Here is an 18,672-nt window from a genome sequence, read left to right as displayed (position 1 = left end):
CTTTTAATGTAAATGAGCAGTGCATGACTGAACAATCTCCTGAGCAATTAAGTGATATCGAGATTTTAGACATCTTAAAGTCTATGAAAAACGATAAACTCAATGTTGAAGCCAATCAAATCATTCGTGATGGAGGCAAGGCTGGACGTCAGGAAGCACATAAACAGGCTTTAGTAGCATTACACCAAGCTTTTGAAGAAAATTTTGTTGAAGCAGTAACGTTGGCTTTACATTTAAATTCAACTCAAGCGAAAAAGATTCGTTATAAAAAAGATCGTATTCGTATTTTAAAAGCGCAAGGGATTGATTATTTAGCCATTGATGGTGCTGAAACGGCACAAGTTTTGGCACAAATTGCACAAGCAATTACCCGTGAAGAAGCGATGGTGACAGAAGATTTGCACAATATTTTCCCATTCTGGAAACAGGGTTGGCCAATGGTGCAATTCGATAATGCCTACAAAATTCTAGAAGATGATATTTTGATTCACTATCAAGCTGTATTAGAGGCTTTATTAGAAAAGTATTAATCTTTTAATAAGCCATCAAAACAAAAAAGAGCACCATGAGATGCTCTTTTTTTTTGAGTAGTTTTACCCAAGTGTTGAATAAAGTGGGAATATTCCAAAAATTACAGCGGTGACCAGCATCACTAAGCAAGTAATAACAGCCCACTTAATTGTGAACTCTTGGTGTTCACCAAAATTGATTCCTGCCAGCCCACACAGTAAATAAGTCGATGGAACCAAAGGTGATAATAGATGTACAGGTTGTCCAACGATTGAGGCGCGTGCCATCTCTACTGGAGTAATACCATAATGCCCAGCGGCTTCAGACAGCACAGGTAAGACACCGAAATAGAATGCATCGTTTGACATAAAAAAGGTCAAAGGCATACTAATGATTGCGGTAATCGGTGCCAAATAAGGTCCCATGCTTTCAGGAATAATGGCCACCAATTGCTTAGACATTGCATCCACCATGCCAGTGCCTGAAAGAATACCTGTGAATATACCTGCGGCAAAAATAATACCGACCACGGCCAATGCGCTTGCAGAGTGATTACCAACCAAGCGCTTTTGCATATCTAAATCTGGATAATTCACAATCAACGCAATACACAAAGCCACCATAAACAAAATTGGTGCAGGTAAAATACCCATAACTAAGGCGATCATGAGCCCTAGTGTTAACACCGCATTAAAGACACGCAGATGATGACGGTTTGCTTCAGGGACTTGAGAGATTTGAATATTATCACCATGACTAATATCTAACTCAACAATTCCAATACGTTTACGTTCCATGCGTCCATACATAAAACCTAAGAAATATAGCCAGATAATTGCGACAAACATTGGAAATAACATAGGCACGAATACATCATTCGGGTCTACATGTAGTGCCGTTGCAGCACGCGCCGTTGGTCCACCCCATGGTGTTAAATTCATGATGCCGCTGGCAAGCATCATTAAGCACGCCATAATCAAAGGGCTCATGCCAATACGTTTATACAAGGGAAGCATTGCAGCGACACAGATCATATAAGTCGTTGAACCATCACCGTCTAATGACACAATCAAGGTAAGTGTAATTGTCCCTAAAGTCACTTTTAGCGGATCGCCTTTGACTTGTTTTAAAATCCATTTCACCGATGGATCAAACAAGCCTGTATCAATCATGATGGCAAAATAAAGAATAGCGAATAACAGCATGACACCTGTCGGGGCAAGTTTCTTGATTCCCTCCATCATCATGTTGCCTAATTCTGAAATATTAAATCCTGCTAGACTGTCAACAAAAAAGCTTAAAGCATACGTAATGAGTGCAAAAAGAATTGGAATTAAAGTTAAAGCGACAAGAGCGCTCAAACGTTTGGACATGATTAAATACATAAAGCAAATAATCATGCCCAAGCCTAAGATAGTCAGCATGGATCAGTCCTTTGAGTGTGATGGTTTTATTTAATATTTGAGTGAAACTGATAGTATTAAAATAATGATGATTTATAAATATTATTTAACAAATGGTATTTTTTATTCTATTTTTCTAATAAATAATATATATCGATAAAGTATGTCAGAGTACCAAATTGGTATGGATTTGCATGAATTTGGTGCAAAAAAAGCCTTGCAGGATGTGCAAGGCTTAGAAAGTAAGAAATAGCTGAACCTTTATTCTTGAGGTTCCGTGTCATTAGAATCTTTAGGTTCTGGCAGTAGACGAGTCACTAACAATTGGTCAATTTTAAAATGATCGACATCGACCACTTCAAACTTATAACCACCAAAAATCACCACATCTGCAGGGCGTGGAATTTTACGTAAGCGAAACATCATAAAGCCAGCCAGCGTCTCATAATTTTCCTCATCAGGCATTTCGTCAATTTCGAGAGCGTGTTTCATATCCTCAATTGGGGTGCCACCATCAATGAGCCATGAGTTATCGTCACGTTTAATAATTTGTTGCTCTGCTTCAATCGGGGTAACCCAGTCTCCCATGACTGTAATCATAATATCAGAGAGGGTAATGACACCCACAACCAGCGCATACTCGTTAATCACGACGGCAAACTTTTCTTTACTCGAACGGAATCGATCAAGTACTTCCGAAAGCGTTAAGGTGTCTGGAATGGTGAGCACATTACGAATAGTCGACTCGTTGAGTTGATTGATTTTTTGGTTATTTAAAATGCGGACTAATATATCTTTGGCATCGACATAGCCAATCACTTGATCAATATTCCCATTACACACCAAAAATTTGGAGTAAGGATATTCAGCCAGTTTTTGTCGAATGCTGTCTTCCGCTTCACTTAAAGTGAAATAAATAACATTTTCACGTGTGGTCATACTCGAGGGAACATTACGTTCTTCAAGTTCAAGCACATTCTCAATAAAGTGATGTTCTTGCTTTAATAACACACCAGCTTGGGCACCTGCATCCATGACCGCAGAAATATCATCAAAGGTGATATTGTCGTCACGTATGGTATTCACTTTGAACAAACGGAAGAGTAGGTTGGCTAAGGTATTAATGATCCAAGCCAAAGGTTTGCACACTTTAATAAAGACTTGAATGGGGTTAATGACGGCAATCGAGATTTTTTCGGGTGCAATCATCGCCAAACGTTTCGGCATTAAATCGGCAAATAGAATGAATAGCGATGTCACTAAGGTGAACGAAAGTGCGAAGCTTATGCTTTCCGCCCAAGCACCTGAATAAAAACGAGACACAAAACTCAGGAAGTAAGGTCGAAATGCTCCTTCACCTAAAATACCGCCCAAAATTGCGACTGCATTGAGACCAATTTGGGAGGCTGCAAAAAAATCTGCAGAATTTTCCTGTAAATCTAAGACTTTCTGCGCTCGCTCTTCGCCAGCTTCAGCCAGAATTTTCAATTTGACTTTGCGCGCACCTGCAAGCGCAATTTCAGTCAGAGACAGAAATCCCGCCCCTGTAATCAGAAGTGCGATGATTATAATATTCTGGAAGAGACTCACGAAATCCACCTGCGGATCATCATTATTATGAAATATTTTTAACACAAAAAAGCACTAGGGGAATAATTGAATTATGCCCGAAGTGCTAACAGTATAATCTTAAAAAAGAAGAATTTAAGAAAAATCTAATTAATAATGTGAAAATTGTGAGTTATTTAATAAAAATTCACGATTTTCTTCTTCGATCATTTGACGAGCAACATATAAAATTAACTGGCGTAACCAACGGTGTGCTGGATGATGATGTAACAAAGGACACCATGCCATTTTTAACTCAAATTCAGGAATGTAGAATGGCGGATCTTTGATCAGTAACTGTTGGCTTTTGGCTTGTAGACGCGCAATACGGGTTGGCAAAGTGGCAATCAAATCGACATTTGATGCTAATAGTGCCGGCATTTGATAATGGCGTGTAAAAACAGAAATTTTACGCTTTTGGCCGATACGTTCTAATGCTTGATCAATCCAACCTAAGCCAGCTTGTTTTTCTGGATTTACCCCAAAACCTACGCCCATACCTGTTTTCGACACCCAAATATGTTGCGCATCAAGATAGCTTTTTAAGTTTAAATTTGATGCAGCAGGGTGCTTGCCATTCAATAAGCACGAAAAACTGTCACGCCATACTAAAACTTGATGAAAACTTTGTGGAATTTCATTGAATCGGTTAATCGCTAAATCAACTTTACCTTGTTCCATATCACGATAGGACACGTCACTCGGGGTAAGAAAGTCTAAAACAACATTCGGCGCTTCTGAACGTAATGCTTTCACTAAACGAGGAACTAACGTCGCTTCGGCATAGTCCGAAGTCATGATGCGAAAAACACGATTAGATGTATACGGACGGAACTCTGTACGTGGTTCCAAAATCATGGAAAGATCTGACAGCGCATCGCGAATTCGTGGCTGTAATTCAAGCGCACGTTCGGTCGGTGTCATCCCTTCGGAAGAACGAATCAATAGAGGGTCATTAAAGAGATTACGAAGACGACGTAAGATGTTACTCATTGCAGGTTGGGTAACGCCCAATTGTTCTGCTGCGCGCGTGACGTTTTTTTCACGCAATAATACATCAAGATAAATGAGTAAATTAAGGTCGACCCGCTCCAGATTCATAAAATAAATACCAAGAATAAACTTATGAAATTATGTTGATTATGCCATAAGCGACAAGGCTTGTGTAGAAAATATGATGAAAAAAGCTAGCGGGAGGTGAAACGAATTGCGAATGAATAGTAAAGGAAAAAGACTAAAAATAAAAGTTAAAAGCCTTAAAAACCAAGAAATCGTAATTCTGAGTGAATGCGTAGAGTTTATGTTTTTACGACTTAAAGAATTACTAAATAGGGAGTAATGAAGTTTATATTTTATACAAATGTATTTAAATGTTTAAGCTTAAAATTGCAAAATAAAATAGCTAAAATTAAGCAAAAATAGTTAAAAGCGAGGGATGCAAGACTTAAGTCTAATGCTTATTTTTTAATCAAATTGCCCAATTTGTAAGAAATCATATTATTTTAAAAATTAAATAAGTATATAAATAACAGTAATTTAAAATATACCAATTTACTTATAATACGACTTTGATCTATATATTTTTTTAAAAAATACCGAAAATTACTTGAGAATATTGGATTAATTTTACAACTCAATCTAATCTGTATTCATCCTAATGAAGTGCAGTAAATCTGAACAAAAATCATTATTCAGATTCTAGTGCTTCAATTGATGAAATCCTAATATTATTACAGGAAAATATCATGACTACATACCAAACAGCGATTGATGCAATCCGCGAATTAAAAGCAAAATTCGGAAGCACTTGGGCAGACATCAGTCCTGAAGATGCTGCGCGTATGCAAATTCAAAACCGTTTCAAAACTGGTTTAGACATTGCTAAATACACAGCTGCAATTATGCGTCGTGATATGGCTGCTTATGATGCTGATTCTAGCAAATACACTCAGTCTTTGGGTTGCTGGCACGGTTTTATCGCACAACAAAAAATGATTGCGAACAAAAAATACTTCGGTACAACTGAACGTCGTTACATCTACCTTTCTGGTTGGATGGTTGCTGCTCTTCGTTCAGAGTTTGGTCCACTTCCTGACCAATCTATGCACGAAAAAACTTCAGTACCTGCACTAATCGAAGAAATCTACACTTTCTTACGTCAAGCTGATGCAAAAGAATTAAACGATTTATTCCGTGCGCTTAAAAAAGCTCAAGAAGCTGGCGACACTGCTAAAGCTGCTGAAATTACTGCTCAAATCGACGGTTTCCAAACTCACGTTGTGCCAATTATTGCGGACATCGATGCTGGTTTCGGTAACGAAGAAGCGACTTACTTACTTGCTAAGAAAATGATCGAAGCGGGTGCTTGTGCACTACAAATCGAAAACCAAGTATCTGACGCGAAACAATGTGGTCACCAAGCTGGTAAAGTAACTGTTCCACACGAAGACTTCATCTCTAAAATCCATGCATTACGTTATGCATTCTTAGAAATGGGTCTTGATGACGGTATCATCGTTGCGCGTACTGACTCTGAAGGCGCTGACTTGACTCAAAAAATCCCAGTGGTTAAAGAGCCAGGCGACATCGCTTCTCAATACATCGGTTTCTTAGACACTGTAGAAATTGACATTGCTGATGCTCAAGAAGACGAAATCTTAATCAAACGTGATGGTAAACTTCACCGTCCAAAACGTTTGGCTTCTGGTTTATACCAATTCCGTCCTGACACACAAATTGATCGTGTTGTTCTTGACTGTGTATCTAGCCTTCAAAATGGTGCTGACCTTCTTTGGATCGAAACTGCGACTCCAAACGTTGACGAAATCGCTCACATGGTTAACCGTGTACGTGAAACAGTTCCAAATGCGAAACTTGTTTACAACAACTCGCCATCTTTCAACTGGACGTTAAACTTCCGTCAACAAGCTTACGACCGTTGGGTTGCTGAAGGTAAAGACGTTTCTGCTTACGACCGTGCTAAATTAATGAGCGCTGAGTACGATGCAACTGAATTAGCTGCTGATGCTGATGAGAAAGTACGTACATTCCAAGCGGATGCTTCTCGTGAAGCAGGTGTGTTCCATCACTTGATCACACTTCCGACTTACCACACTGCTGCTCTTTCTACTCATGAGCTTGCACAAGGTTACTTCGGTTCTGAAGGTATGTTGGCTTATGTTGCTGGCGTACAACGTAAAGAAATCCGCGGTGGTATCGCTTGTGTTAAACATCAAGCAATGGCGGGTTCTGACATCGGTGATGATCACAAAGAAATCTTCTCTGGTGACAACGCTCTTAAAGCGCACGATGATGCTAAAAACACAATGAACCAATTCGCTGCTCACTAAGCTACGATTTGATTTAAAAAAACCCTGCGAAAGCAGGGTTTTTTAATGGAAATTTTTTGAGAGAAAATTAAAGATTTTTAATGGATGTCTTTATTTAAAATGTAATGTTCAGCTAAGTTCCCTTCAATTTTTTTACCCTCTTGATCAAGTGCATAAAGTTGGTTTTCTGCAACAAAGTATTTGCGATGATCACCATTTTTATCCAATGTAATGACACTGCCGTTCTGGTCAAAACTGAATTTTCCAGCAGATTTAAATGGATTATGATCACCTTTACCTAAGTATGTTTCGGTTAAGTGATAAGTTGAATCGGCATTTAAAACCAATAACGTCTTAATGCCTTCGCAGTCTGCACAAGGCAATGTGCCCTGATAATCTCCCGCCCAATCTAAAGAATTTTGGGCATTATGTGCAGAATCAATTTCGGCTGAAGAGGCAACTTGAGCTTCAGTTGTTGCAGCATTTAATTCTGCGTTTTGCGTGGGTTTGGAGCAGGCGGTTAAAGCACAACAACACAACAGCGTAGCAATCAGAGTTTTATTCATTATTCGTCCCTTAAATTATCGTGGTTTAAGTGTTGAATGGATTTTATGATCAAAAGGTAAAATAAATTATTATATAAATCAGTAGAATATTAAAAATGTAAAACAGAGTAGCTTTGTGTAATTTAATGCGCTTCAAGTTTTTCGTTTCATTCATTTGTAATACGGTGTATTCAGTTCAGCTTAAGAGATATTTTCTTACAAATGAAAGGCTCTGTGATATCTCATTATCCTTACGATATAGATAAGAATTAATGACGTATTTATCTGTATTTTTCATCGTTTGATGTCTAAAAAATTACATGATGAAAATTAGTCCATAATTGCAAGGTTGAGCTAAAAAAGTGGTCATAAACAATTTATACATTTATATATTAATGGGGTGATTTTTAATCAGCTGGTACTTTTTTTATTCAATTAGACTGGTAGAATTCGCTGTCTTTTTTTTGTTGATTTTGGTGTTGCTGTGTTTGAGAAGTTGGCTGAACAATCTTTGGCATTGATGGGGTGGAAGACAGATAATCAATGGCCTGAGCATTTAGATCAATGTGTCATGATTGCTGCACCGCATACCAGTAATTGGGATGCACTTTACGCGCGTTTGGCTTTGAAAGCATTAGGTGTCAATGTACGTCTGACAATTAAAGACAGTTATATGAAATTACCTTTTGGTCCTTTTGTGCGTGCAATGGGTGGAATTGGAATTAATCGTCGTCCTAAAAATGAAGGTGATGCTCGACCAAGTATGGTTGAGTTGATGACTGATCTATTTAAAACGCATCCTAAATTAGTGATGCTCGTTACACCAGAAGGCACGCGCTCGAAGCAAGAACAATGGAAAACGGGCTTTTATCATGTGGCAGTCAATGCGGGTGTGCCCATTGCTTTGGCTTATATGGATTATGTAAAAAAAGAGGCAGGTGTAGGCAAGATTGTCTACCCGACAGGGAACTATGAGCAAGATATGCAAGAAATTATGCAATTCTATGCCAGTATCCAACCAAAATTTCCTGAAAAATTCAGTATTGATACCCGTTATTTGAATCAACAAGATGCTTGATTAATTTTAAATCATCTTTCAAGCGAGGCAGTGAAATCCTGACCTCGCTTTTTTACATCTGAAACCTTTATTGGCTTAATCCTCCAAGTGACTGACAAGCTTCTTTATAATGTTCATATTCTACTGAGATGACATCGGGTAGCGGTTCATGAAACAGAATGTCGCCATCTTTATAACTTTGAACATATCCTTCAACTTTTTGTCTGGAGTTTCCTAATGCGTTTTCATAATAATTAATGATGGGGCTGTGCATCATCTGGCTAGATTCAATATTGTGGCATTGAAAATGTTCGAGTAGTTTTTCAGCTTGTTTTATTTCTTTGCTGGTGCCGAAAGCGCAACCTGTGAACAGCAGCGCGCAAGCAATGAAGGAAAGGCGTAACATGAGGAATGGTGCTTTATAAAAGTGCTCAGCATTCTACGTGCCAATCAAATGATATAAAATCATTTTAATGTATGCTTTTGATTCTTTGCACGTAAAGTAAACAGTGGTGCGGAAAAACCAGAAAGAAAAAATCAAATAATCGTATTTGAATGGTCAGTAGAATTCTAAACCAGTAAGATAGTGTTGAATCAATTGCTGGTCCAAATCATGAAAATTGTGGCTGATGAAAATCTTGCTTTTACCGACTATTTTTTTGCAGAATTCGGTGCAATCCAACATGTTGCAGGTCGGAATTTAAGTCATTCCGATGTTGTGGATGCTGATGCACTTTTGGTGCGTTCGGTAACCAAGGTAAATGCTCCCTTGTTACAGAATACAGCTCTTCGCTATGTGGGCAGTGCCACAATTGGTACGGATCATTTGGATATTCAAGCTTTAAATGCGGCAGGTATTCCATGGTCGAATGCAGCGGGATGTAATGCGCAAGCGGTAGCGGAATATGTAATTACTGCACTTTTACATTTAAAACCTGAACTGATTTCTGCCGAGCAAAATTTTTGCTTAGGGATTGTGGGATTAGGTAATGTCGGTTCTCGACTCGCCACGATGGCGCAGTTGTTAGGATGGCGAGTAATTGCTTGTGATCCATTTGTAACTAAAGATCATGTTAACCAAGTGGATTTTACTCAGTTATTACAACAAGCCGATGCAATTTCAATTCATGTGCCTTTGACTAAATCAGGTCTACATCCAACTTATCATTTATTCAATACAGCAACTTTGGCTCAAATGAAGCCGAATGCCATCTTGATTAATTCAGCACGTGGGCCTGTGGTTGCAGAAGCTGATTTAATGCAAGATATTCGAAACACCAATCGTACTGTGGTATTGGATGTTTTTGAGCATGAACCAGAAATTTCATCTGAACTATTAGAGCTTTTGGCGCTGGCGACACCCCATATCGCAGGTTATAGCTTAGAAGGGAAGGCACGTGGTACTCAGATGATTTATGAGGCATTTTGTCAAGTCTTTGCTCAAGCTGCTACAAAACGGTTTGAAACTCAACTTCCAAGTTGTGAGCAATATTTTGCCCAAGCTGATTTTAAAACCGTGCTGACTCAACATTTAAACCAGATTTATGATATTGCTCAAGATGATGCCAATTTAAGAGCATGTGTAAAGCACGGCAAAGTTGAACAGCAAGCATTTGATACTTTGAGAAAGAACTATCCGCTTCGACGTGAGTGGGCAGCACATGGAGGTCCACAGGCGTGAGTCAAGTTCATTATCAACCGACTTGTGATTTAGCGGCAATGCAAGCGCGTGCTAAGATGTATGCACAGATCCGTCAATTCTTTGCAGAACGTCAAGTGTTAGAAGTTGAAACCCCGATTTTATCGCAAGCAGGTGTTACCGATGTACATTTGGCTTCGATACAGGCACAGCGCCATGTGCAAGGTAAACTTGCAACACATTATCTACAGACTTCGCCTGAATTTGCCATGAAACGTTTATTGGCAAGTGGCAGCGGACCTATTTATCAAATCTGTAAGGTTTTCCGTGACGATGAACATGGGCGTAAGCACAACAGCGAATTTAGTATGCTGGAGTGGTATCGCCCGTACTTTAGTTTAAAAGACTTGATGTTTGAAGTTGCAGATTTATTAAATGTGACTTTAGCACAGCGTTTTGGCGAAATTCGCCCGACGATTTTAAGTTATAAACATGCGTTTATGGATCGTTTGGAGTTAAACCCTTTACAGGCAAGTTTAAAAGAGCTGAAAGATTGTTGCCACCGTCTCGGCTTAAATCTAGATTTGGGTGATGATCGACTGGGTTATATTGATTTACTGTTTTCACATTTTGTAGAGCCAAGTTTAGGTTTTGACACGGCAGTATTTTTGACAGACTTTCCACCTGAATTAGCTTCACTTGCGAAAACGCGTATCGATGATGATGGCGAGTTGGTCGCCGCTCGTTTTGAGTTATATATTGAAGGTTTGGAATTGGCGAATGCCTATGATGAATTGATTGATGCAGATGTATTGCGTCAACGTTTTGAGGCAGATAATCAAGAGCGTAAGCAATTAGGCTTGCATGTGATGCCTATTGATGAATATCTATTAGCTGCTTTGCCGAATATGACGGAATGTGCGGGTATTGCTTTAGGCTTAGATCGTCTGTTGATGGTGGCGACTGAAAAAATGCGCTTGGAACAGGTGATTACTTTCCCAGCGCAGATTGCATAATCATAAATAATTTGAAGATTCAAAGCCCTTGATTTATTGATTTCAAGGGCTTTTGATTATTCTGATTTATCGGCCGTAACATGCTGTGCTTTATAGGCTTCCAAGGCTTGAATGCGACGTTGAATCAGCATTTCACCGATTTCCGAGCCTTGAATATCTTCAGGTAAATCTTGTGCTTTAATGCTGCGCACAATTTCCATCGCATTCCGCATATAGGCGGCTTGCGGATATTCTCGATCTTCAAGTCCAAGACGTCCACGTGCATCACATTCACAGGCTTGTATAAAGGCTTCGACCCGTTCTGGGCGGCGAAGTACATCAAGACGTTGCAATAGGCGCCAAAGTGTTCCAGGTTTTAATGCAAACGCTTGATGGCACTTTAAGTGTTCTTTGCAAACGGCCAATGCCAATTGTTTGGTTTGAGTCGGTACTTTTAAGCGATCGCAGACTTGAGTTACGGGTTTAATTCCACGCTCTTCATGCATGATATGCCGTGGTAATTCATGCTCAGGGGTGAGGGCTTTACCCAAATCATGCACTAAAACAGCAAAGCGTACATCCAGTGAATAATTGGCTTTACAGGCTTGATGTAAGGACATCAAGGTGTGAACACCACAGTCGATTTCAGGATGATATTCAGGGCGTTGTGGAATGCCAAACAGGGCTTGAATTTCGGGGAATAGAACTTTTAAAGCCCCACAAGCTTCTAAAACCTCAAAATAGACATCGGCATGGGGTTCCATCAGCGCACGTGAAGTTTCTTTCCAGACCCGTTCGGGAGTAAGTGCATTTAATTCACCTGATTCAGCCAATTTTCGCATTAAATCGAGGGTTTCTGTGGCAATACTAAACCCTAACGGTTTATAACGCGCGGCAAAACGTGCCACACGCAACACGCGAAGTGGATCTTCAACAAAGGCATTGGAAACATGACGCAGTATTTTATTGGCTAAATCTAATTGACCTTGATAGGGGTCGTAGATTTGACCATGTTCATCCATTGCCATGGCATTAATGGTTAAGTCACGACGAATTAAATCATCTTCAAGTGTGACGCTAACATCGGTAAAGAACTCGAAACCATGATAACCCTGTCCTGATTTACGCTCAGTCCGGGCCAAGGCATATTCTTCTTTTGATTCTGGGTGTAGAAAAACGGGAAAATCTTTGCCAACAGGCTGATAGCCAAGTGCAAGTAATTGCTCTGGAGTAGCACCAACAACGACATAATCTTTTTCGTGATAGGGGTGTCCGAGTAAGTGATCTCGTACTGCACCGCCTACTAAATAAACTTGCATGAAAAAACCTCTATTCTTCAAGCAATCATGCTACAGAATAGAGGTTTTCTCAAGTCAATAACTTGAGCTTTTCACTAAAGATTAAAGCGCTTCAGTTTCAGCTTGCTGAATTTCAGCTACAGTTAATGCTGTCATGTTTACTAAACGACGTGTTGTTGTCGTTGGTGTAAGAATATGAACAGGTTTCGCTGCACCTAATAAAATAGGACCAATAGTAACGTTGTTACCAGAAGTTGATTTTAAGAGGTTGAATGAAATGTTAGCAGCATCTAAGTTCGGCATAATTAATAAGTTAGCAGAACCTTTGAAACGTGAGTTCGGGAAGGCAAAGTGACGAATAGTTTCGTCCATTGCTGCATCACCGTGCATTTCACCTTCAACTTCAAGCTCAGGTGCAATTTCACTCAAGATTTCAAATACTTTACGCATTTTTTGTGCACTTGGATCATTTTGATCTGAACCAAAGCTAGAATGCGAAAGTAGTGCTACACGTGGTGTGATACCAAAACGACGCACTTCTTCAGCCGCTAAAATTGTCATTTCAGCCAACTGTTCAGCAGTCGGGTTGGTATTTACATACGTATCTGCAATAAACAGGTTACGATCTTCAAGCATTAAGGCATTTAAGGTAAAGAAGTTAGTACGACCTTCTTTCAAACCAATCACATTTTTCACGAAGTCTAAGTGAATGTCATAGCTTGAATATGTACCACACAACATGCCATCAGCAAGACCATGCTTAACCAACATGCCCGCGATTAATGTTGAACGACGACGAGCTTCACGATGTGCGTATTCAGGTGTTACCCCTTTACGTTGCATAATGTCGTAATAGTCTTCAGCAAATTTTTCGTAGTTCGGGTTTTGCTCTTGGTCAACAATTTCAATGTTCACACCATGTTCTAAGCGTAAACCTAATTTCTTAATGTTGGCTTCGATCACCGCAGTACGACCCACCAAAATTGGTTTCGCCATACCTTCATCTACTGCAATTTGCACTGCACGTAATACGCGGAGGTCTTCACCTTCGGCATAAGCAATACGTTTAGGATCAGTTTTTGCCTGAGCGAAGATTGGTTTCATAATGAATGCAGAGTTATAAACAAACTCAGACAAACGTTGACGATACGCAGAGAAATCTTCGATTGGACGTGTCGCAACACCAGAATCCATTGCGGCTTGTGCAACGGCTGGTGCAATTTCAAGGATCAAGCGTTGATCAAGCGGGCGTGGAATTAAATAGTCACGACCAAATGATGCAGATTTTTCACCATAAGTTGCAGCATCTGCTTCAATGTGTGCCATACGCGCAATTGCGTAGACACAAGCAATTTTCATTTCTTCGTTAATGGTCGTTGCACCCACATCAAGTGCACCACGGAAGATATATGGGAAGCAAAGTGCATTGTTCACTTGGTTCGGATAGTCCGAACGACCTGTTGCCATGATCACGTCATCACGAACTTCATGTGCATGTTCAGGTAAAATTTCTGGATCTGGGTTAGCAAGAGCAAAAATAATTGGATCTTTTGCCATAACCTTAACCATTTCTTTGGTTAAGATGCCCGCAGCAGAAAGACCAAGGAACATGTCAGCACCAGCAATCACATCTGCAAGTTGTGTGCCTTCAATGTCTTGTACGTAGCGTTTTTTCGAGTCATCTAGACCTTCACGCTGAGTCGTGAGTAGACCGCGTGAGTCAGCAACGATAATGTTTTCTTTCTTTGCACCAATTGCGCAAAGTAAGTCTAAACATGAAAGGGCAGCAGCACCTGCACCAGAAGCCACAATTTTGATTTCTTCAATTTTTTTGCCATTTAACTGAAGTGCATTCAGTAAAGCAGAACCTACAATGATTGAAGTACCATGTTGGTCATCATGGAACACAGGAATATTCATGCGTTCACGAAGTTTACGCTCAATGTAGAAACATTCAGGCGCTTTAATGTCTTCGAGGTTAATACCGCCAAAAGTGGGTTCTAACGCTGCAACAATATCTACGATTTTGTCTGGATCATTTTCAGCGATTTCGATGTCGAAGACATCAACACCAGCAAATTTTTTGAACAGGACGCCTTTACCTTCCATTACTGGTTTTGACGCTAATGGACCGATGTTACCTAGTCCAAGTACTGCAGTACCATTAGTGATCACGGCAACAAGGTTACCACGGGCAGTATATAGGGCGGCAGTTGAAGGGTCGCGTTCAATCTCTAAACAAGGCGCAGCAACACCTGGGGAGTAAGCAAGTGCTAAGTCATGTTGGTTGACCAGCTGCTTGCTAGGTGTAACACTGATTTTACCTGGGGTTGGAAACTCGTGATAATACAAAGCTTGCTGTTTTAATGATTGATCGTCCATCTGAATCTCGTTTGTTACTGAGTGGTCCAGCTTATGCTGGTGGTTTTGCTGAATTTGCTCGAATATACCATTACTTGTCTTTTAAGCCCAGTCGTACACGATTCTTTTTTACACAAACTTAGACCTTGAGCCTATTGACTTAGATTAAGAAGGGATAAGTTTGTGTTGTTGTAAGTATTCGGTGGCATTTTTTTCAGACAGTGGTTTAGAAAAAAGATAGCCTTGAGCAATGTCACATTGTAGTTTTTCGAGATAGCAAAGCTGTTGTTCAGTTTCAATCCCTTCGGCGACGACGGTCAATCCCATCGCTTTACCCATGGCAACCATAGCACTAATAATGGCATCTTGTTTGCCATCACCAATGTTGGCAATGAAGGCACGATCTATTTTTAGAATATCAATGGGGAAGTCGGCGAGATAAGCCAGAGAAGAATAACCTGTACCAAAGTCATCCAATGCAATATTAATATGGCGTTGCTTAATTTGATCCAATAATATTTTGACTGTTTTTGAGTTTTCAATCAGCGAAGATTCTGTAATTTCAAGTTCTAAACTTTCACCAGAAATTTGATACGTCGCAATCGCTTCATCTAAATCGGAGAGGAGTTGCCCACGTTGTAATTGTTGTGCAACGACATTAACCGACACGCAAATATTGTTGAAACCAATCGAATTCCAATAGCTAATTTGTTTAGCTGTTTTACGAATGACAATTCGGCCAATATCTGAAATTAAGCTGGTTTTTTCTGCCATTGGAATGAAGAGTGCAGGCGGAATAATGCCTTTGGTTGGATGATTCCAGCGGACCAATGCCTCAAAACCATAAACATGTTGATCTTTAAAGTCGATTTTGGGTTGGTAGTAAACCACCAGTTCATCATTACGAATAGCTTGACGTAAGTCTCGTTCTAAATAAATGCCTTGTTCAAGTAAGGCGGTGTTATCACTCGAGTAATATTTCATGGTGTGACCACCTAAACGTTTCGCTTCAGTTAGGGCTTGTTCGGCACAATTATTTAAATAATCCAGTTGTCGACCATGCTCAGGATAAAATGAAATACCCATCGACACCGTGATAATATGATCTTGTCCAAAAATATCAAATGGTTCAGCAAAGGCATCTTGAATACGTTCACAATGCTGTTGAATTGATGGGCGAATATGAGAAATCTCATACACAATGGCAAAATCATCGCCATTTAAATGTGCCAAGAACAGCGCATCAGTGTTGGTTAAGCGCAGACGCTGAGCGACTTGTCTTAACAGTTCGTCACCACCATTATTACTCAAATATTCATTGAGGGGTCGGAAGCGGTCAATATTGAGCCGAATCACAGCCAATTGTTGAATGGAGTCTTGATGAGACACTAAGTATTGATGTAATTGATAATTATAATAAAAGCGGTTTGGTAAGTCGGTTAAAGTGTCATAATTTTCAAGATAAGATAAGCGTTGTTCTTGAAGTTTACGTTCTGTCAGGTCAGAAACAATCCCAATATAATTGATGACGCGATTATGCTCATCCTGTATGGCATTGATATGTAGCCAAAATGTCAGTTCTTTGCCTGTGCTAAATTTTTCAGTCAGCTCGCCATCATATTCACCTGTACGTGCCAATTGCTCCAAAATTACCTGATGGTTTTGTTGCTGCGCGGATTTATGGTTTGAGGTGAGTGCAAAAAGATGCTGACCTAAACATTGGTCTTTATTAAAGCCTGTGATCTTTTCATAAAAAGGATTTACATTGACATAATGTAAATGCTTGTCGAGGATAAAAATACCTTCAGCCGTTTGTTCTAAAACACTGGCAGCCAGTTTTAAACGCTCTTGATCGGTGCGTTCCTGATGAATATCGCGCTGTATGCCCACCATACGCAAAGGTTTTTTATTGGTAGGATCTCGTTCAATCACACGTCCAATATCATGCACCCAAGTCCATTCACCATTGGGTTGCAGTACGCGATAGGTCGCTTCATAGCGATCCGTCTCGGCACGAAGATGTTGTTTTAACGCTGTTTTAAAGCAGAATAAATCATCTGGATGAATGGTGTTTTGTAGTTGAATGCTGTGTTCTTTTGAATGTTTACGTTTTTTCTGTTGTTGATAGTTATTGACTGATATGTGACGTTCTTTAATATTCCAGTCCCAAGGTTTTAAGCCTGCAATTTCATGGGCAAGATCCAAATTTTGCTGTTGGTTTTCTAGATTGCGATTCATTTGTTCAATATCAAAAGTGCGTTCTTTAATTTTTTGCTCTAATTGCTGGTTATTTTGCTGTAGTTGTAATTCAATTTCTTTAGATTTGTTCATTTCATTTTGCAGTTGTTCACATAATTCTTCCGTCCGAGTTACTTGTTGCTCAGCACTTTTAATGAGTTGACCATTGCGTAAATATAAAGCAGATAAGCGTTTATGGATTCGTACAGTAGAATTGGCACACAATAAAATGACGATGAGAACAAAGTTCACGGTCAGATGAAATAATTGGTTAATTTGGTCAGTAAGAATAAACTGAGATATAAAGTAAGGAATAATAGATGGAATGAAAATTAGACAAAAGTAATCAAGGCGTTGGGTCAGGAAAGTAAGTGCTAATGCTTGAGTCACAATTAACAGTAAGGCTGATAATGTTAAGGCATGGACGGGTTCAAAACTTGGATTGACCTGCGGTAAATAGTAATAAATAAGACTAATACCAGTTGCAATTAGAATACCGATTCCTATGCAGAGAAATTGTACCCAGTGATGTGCTTGGGTAACAGAGTATTGTTCAAACTTAAATCGAGTTGTGGTGAGTAACCAAAAACTGCCGACAAGGAATTCTGTGAGCAAAAACCAAACATTAAAATAGACAGAAAAGTGTGAAAAATTAAACTGATAAACGCAGTAAACATATAAAAAAATAATGAGAATACTGACCAAAAATAATTGGATATGCCTTATGGAATTATGAATTTGCGCAGCGCGTAACTGCGGTCTAAGATTCGCATCTAAAAAATCGGGCATAACATTCATAACCTTATTTTTGTTTTGTTCTAGATACTGTGTAGGTTATACGTTCCATTCATCTGCTGAGTCGTTTAATAAAATCACAAAATATTGGGTCACTTTTAGATTAATCAGGTTATTCATAAATATCAATCTTATCCATCCGTATTTTTATCTTTTTGGAAAAACTATGGTCTAACATTGTAATTTAAGATGGACAATGCCACCACAGGGGCAGTTTCGGTACGTAATACGCGCTCGCCGATGCACCAGTTAACAAACCCTACATCATTCGCAGCTTGAATTTCTATCTCGCTTAAACCTCCTTCAGGTCCAATCAGCAGTACAATATTTGATTTGGCATTGTTTAAAGGATTTGTTTCATCCTTATTAGGTGCGAGCACAAGTTTAGTCTCTGGTAGTTCAGACGCAAGCCATTTCTCTAAACTAAGGGGTGCAAGGATTTTTGGCACAAGGTTCATGCCACATTGTTCGCAGGCAGCAATCGCAATGCTTTGCCAATGATCCAACTTCTTTTGGTCGCGGTCGTATTTTAAACGCATTTCACAACGTTCTGAGGTCAACAATTGAATTTCAGATACACCCAGTTCAACGGCTTTTTGAATGGCATAATCCATACGGTCCCCTTTACTCATGACTTGACCAAGTAAAGTGCGAATAGCTGGAGTACGATTGGTTGGGTTAAAAGCAGTGACCTGAACCGATGCTGACTTTTTGGCAACGTCACTTAAGGTCACTTCATATTCGCCGCCTTGTCCATTAAACAAAGTCGCTGTTTCACCGACTTGAGCACGTAAAACTTTTACCCAGTGGTGAAACACCGTTTCAGTCAGTTCGACAGTGTGATCAACATTGAGTTCTGCTTCCATAAAAAAACGAGGCATTCGGTTTTACTCT

The 18,672-nt window shown here is 39.5% G+C and carries 14 protein-coding genes; 5 read left to right on the top strand and 9 right to left on the bottom strand.

Annotated features, from left to right (window positions below; translation table 11 throughout):
- The first annotated feature begins 23 nt into the window (after positions 1-23).
- Entirely contained in the window at positions 24-530 is a 507-nt protein-coding gene (locus tag E0H87_RS02545) for a hypothetical protein (protein ID WP_131322106.1), read from the top strand.
- Positions 531-593: 63 nt separating this feature from the next.
- On the opposite strand, the gene E0H87_RS02540 is transcribed toward E0H87_RS02545, so the two are convergent.
- The 3 genes from E0H87_RS02540 to E0H87_RS02530 all read right to left on the bottom strand — a co-directional run bounded on the left by E0H87_RS02540 (position 594) and on the right by E0H87_RS02530 (position 4,622).
- Positions 594-1,934, bottom strand: coding sequence for a CitMHS family transporter (locus E0H87_RS02540; RefSeq protein WP_131322104.1), 1,341 nt, complete (start codon positions 1,932-1,934; stop codon positions 594-596).
- A 240-nt stretch (positions 1,935-2,174) separates the two neighbouring features.
- Positions 2,175-3,503 carry a hemolysin family protein gene (locus E0H87_RS02535; RefSeq protein WP_131322102.1) on the bottom strand — a complete coding sequence of 443 codons (1,329 nt, stop codon included), beginning with the start codon at positions 3,501-3,503 and terminating at the stop codon, positions 2,175-2,177.
- Between the two features lie 129 nt (positions 3,504-3,632).
- On the bottom strand, positions 3,633-4,622 hold the full coding sequence (locus tag E0H87_RS02530) for a LysR family transcriptional regulator (protein ID WP_131263514.1): 990 nt from the start codon (positions 4,620-4,622) through the stop codon (positions 3,633-3,635).
- Between the two features lie 644 nt (positions 4,623-5,266).
- On the opposite strand from E0H87_RS02530, the gene E0H87_RS02525 reads away from it, so the two are divergent.
- Entirely contained in the window at positions 5,267-6,871 is a 1,605-nt protein-coding gene (locus E0H87_RS02525) for an isocitrate lyase (RefSeq protein ID WP_131322100.1), read from the top strand.
- A 77-nt stretch (positions 6,872-6,948) separates the two neighbouring features.
- On the opposite strand, the gene E0H87_RS02520 is transcribed toward E0H87_RS02525, so the two are convergent.
- Entirely contained in the window at positions 6,949-7,416 is a 468-nt protein-coding gene (locus tag E0H87_RS02520) for a copper resistance protein NlpE (RefSeq protein ID WP_131322098.1), read from the bottom strand.
- A 463-nt stretch (positions 7,417-7,879) separates the two neighbouring features.
- On the opposite strand from E0H87_RS02520, the gene E0H87_RS02515 reads away from it, so the two are divergent.
- On the top strand, positions 7,880-8,473 hold the full coding sequence (locus E0H87_RS02515; RefSeq protein WP_131322096.1) for a 1-acyl-sn-glycerol-3-phosphate acyltransferase: 594 nt from the start codon (positions 7,880-7,882) through the stop codon (positions 8,471-8,473).
- A 67-nt stretch (positions 8,474-8,540) separates the two neighbouring features.
- Here E0H87_RS02515 and E0H87_RS02510 read toward each other — a convergent pair whose 3' ends face one another.
- A complete protein-coding gene (locus tag E0H87_RS02510) occupies positions 8,541-8,858 on the bottom strand; it encodes a hypothetical protein (RefSeq protein ID WP_131322094.1) in 318 nt (105 codons plus the stop codon).
- Between the two features lie 207 nt (positions 8,859-9,065).
- On the opposite strand from E0H87_RS02510, the gene E0H87_RS02505 reads away from it, so the two are divergent.
- Positions 9,066-10,133 carry a 4-phosphoerythronate dehydrogenase gene (locus tag E0H87_RS02505; protein WP_131322092.1) on the top strand — a complete coding sequence of 356 codons (1,068 nt, stop codon included), beginning with the start codon at positions 9,066-9,068 and terminating at the stop codon, positions 10,131-10,133.
- Entirely contained in the window at positions 10,130-11,107 is a 978-nt protein-coding gene (gene epmA, locus E0H87_RS02500; RefSeq protein WP_131322090.1) for an EF-P lysine aminoacylase EpmA, read from the top strand. The genes E0H87_RS02505 and epmA overlap by 4 nt, the downstream gene beginning before the upstream one ends.
- 56 nt (positions 11,108-11,163) lie before the next feature.
- Here the strand turns inward: epmA and E0H87_RS02495 are convergent, their stop codons facing one another.
- From E0H87_RS02495 to E0H87_RS02480, 4 genes are all read right to left on the bottom strand, one after another.
- Positions 11,164-12,405, bottom strand: a complete 1,242-nt coding sequence (locus tag E0H87_RS02495) for a multifunctional CCA addition/repair protein (RefSeq protein WP_131322088.1) — start codon at positions 12,403-12,405, stop codon at positions 11,164-11,166.
- 81 nt (positions 12,406-12,486) lie between these two features.
- On the bottom strand, positions 12,487-14,766 hold the full coding sequence (locus E0H87_RS02490; RefSeq protein WP_131322086.1) for an NADP-dependent malic enzyme: 2,280 nt from the start codon (positions 14,764-14,766) through the stop codon (positions 12,487-12,489).
- A 144-nt stretch (positions 14,767-14,910) separates the two neighbouring features.
- Positions 14,911-17,772, bottom strand: coding sequence for an EAL domain-containing protein (locus E0H87_RS02485; protein WP_131322084.1), 2,862 nt, complete (start codon positions 17,770-17,772; stop codon positions 14,911-14,913).
- Between the two features lie 170 nt (positions 17,773-17,942).
- Positions 17,943-18,659, bottom strand: coding sequence for a 16S rRNA (uracil(1498)-N(3))-methyltransferase (locus tag E0H87_RS02480; protein WP_131322082.1), 717 nt, complete (start codon positions 18,657-18,659; stop codon positions 17,943-17,945).
- Positions 18,660-18,672 lie beyond the last annotated feature (13 nt).

Origin of the sequence: Acinetobacter sp. ANC 4178, from assembly GCF_004331175.1 — a bacterium.
GTDB lineage: Bacteria > Pseudomonadota > Gammaproteobacteria > Pseudomonadales > Moraxellaceae > Acinetobacter.
This window is presented reverse-complemented; position numbering and strand designations above follow the sequence as displayed.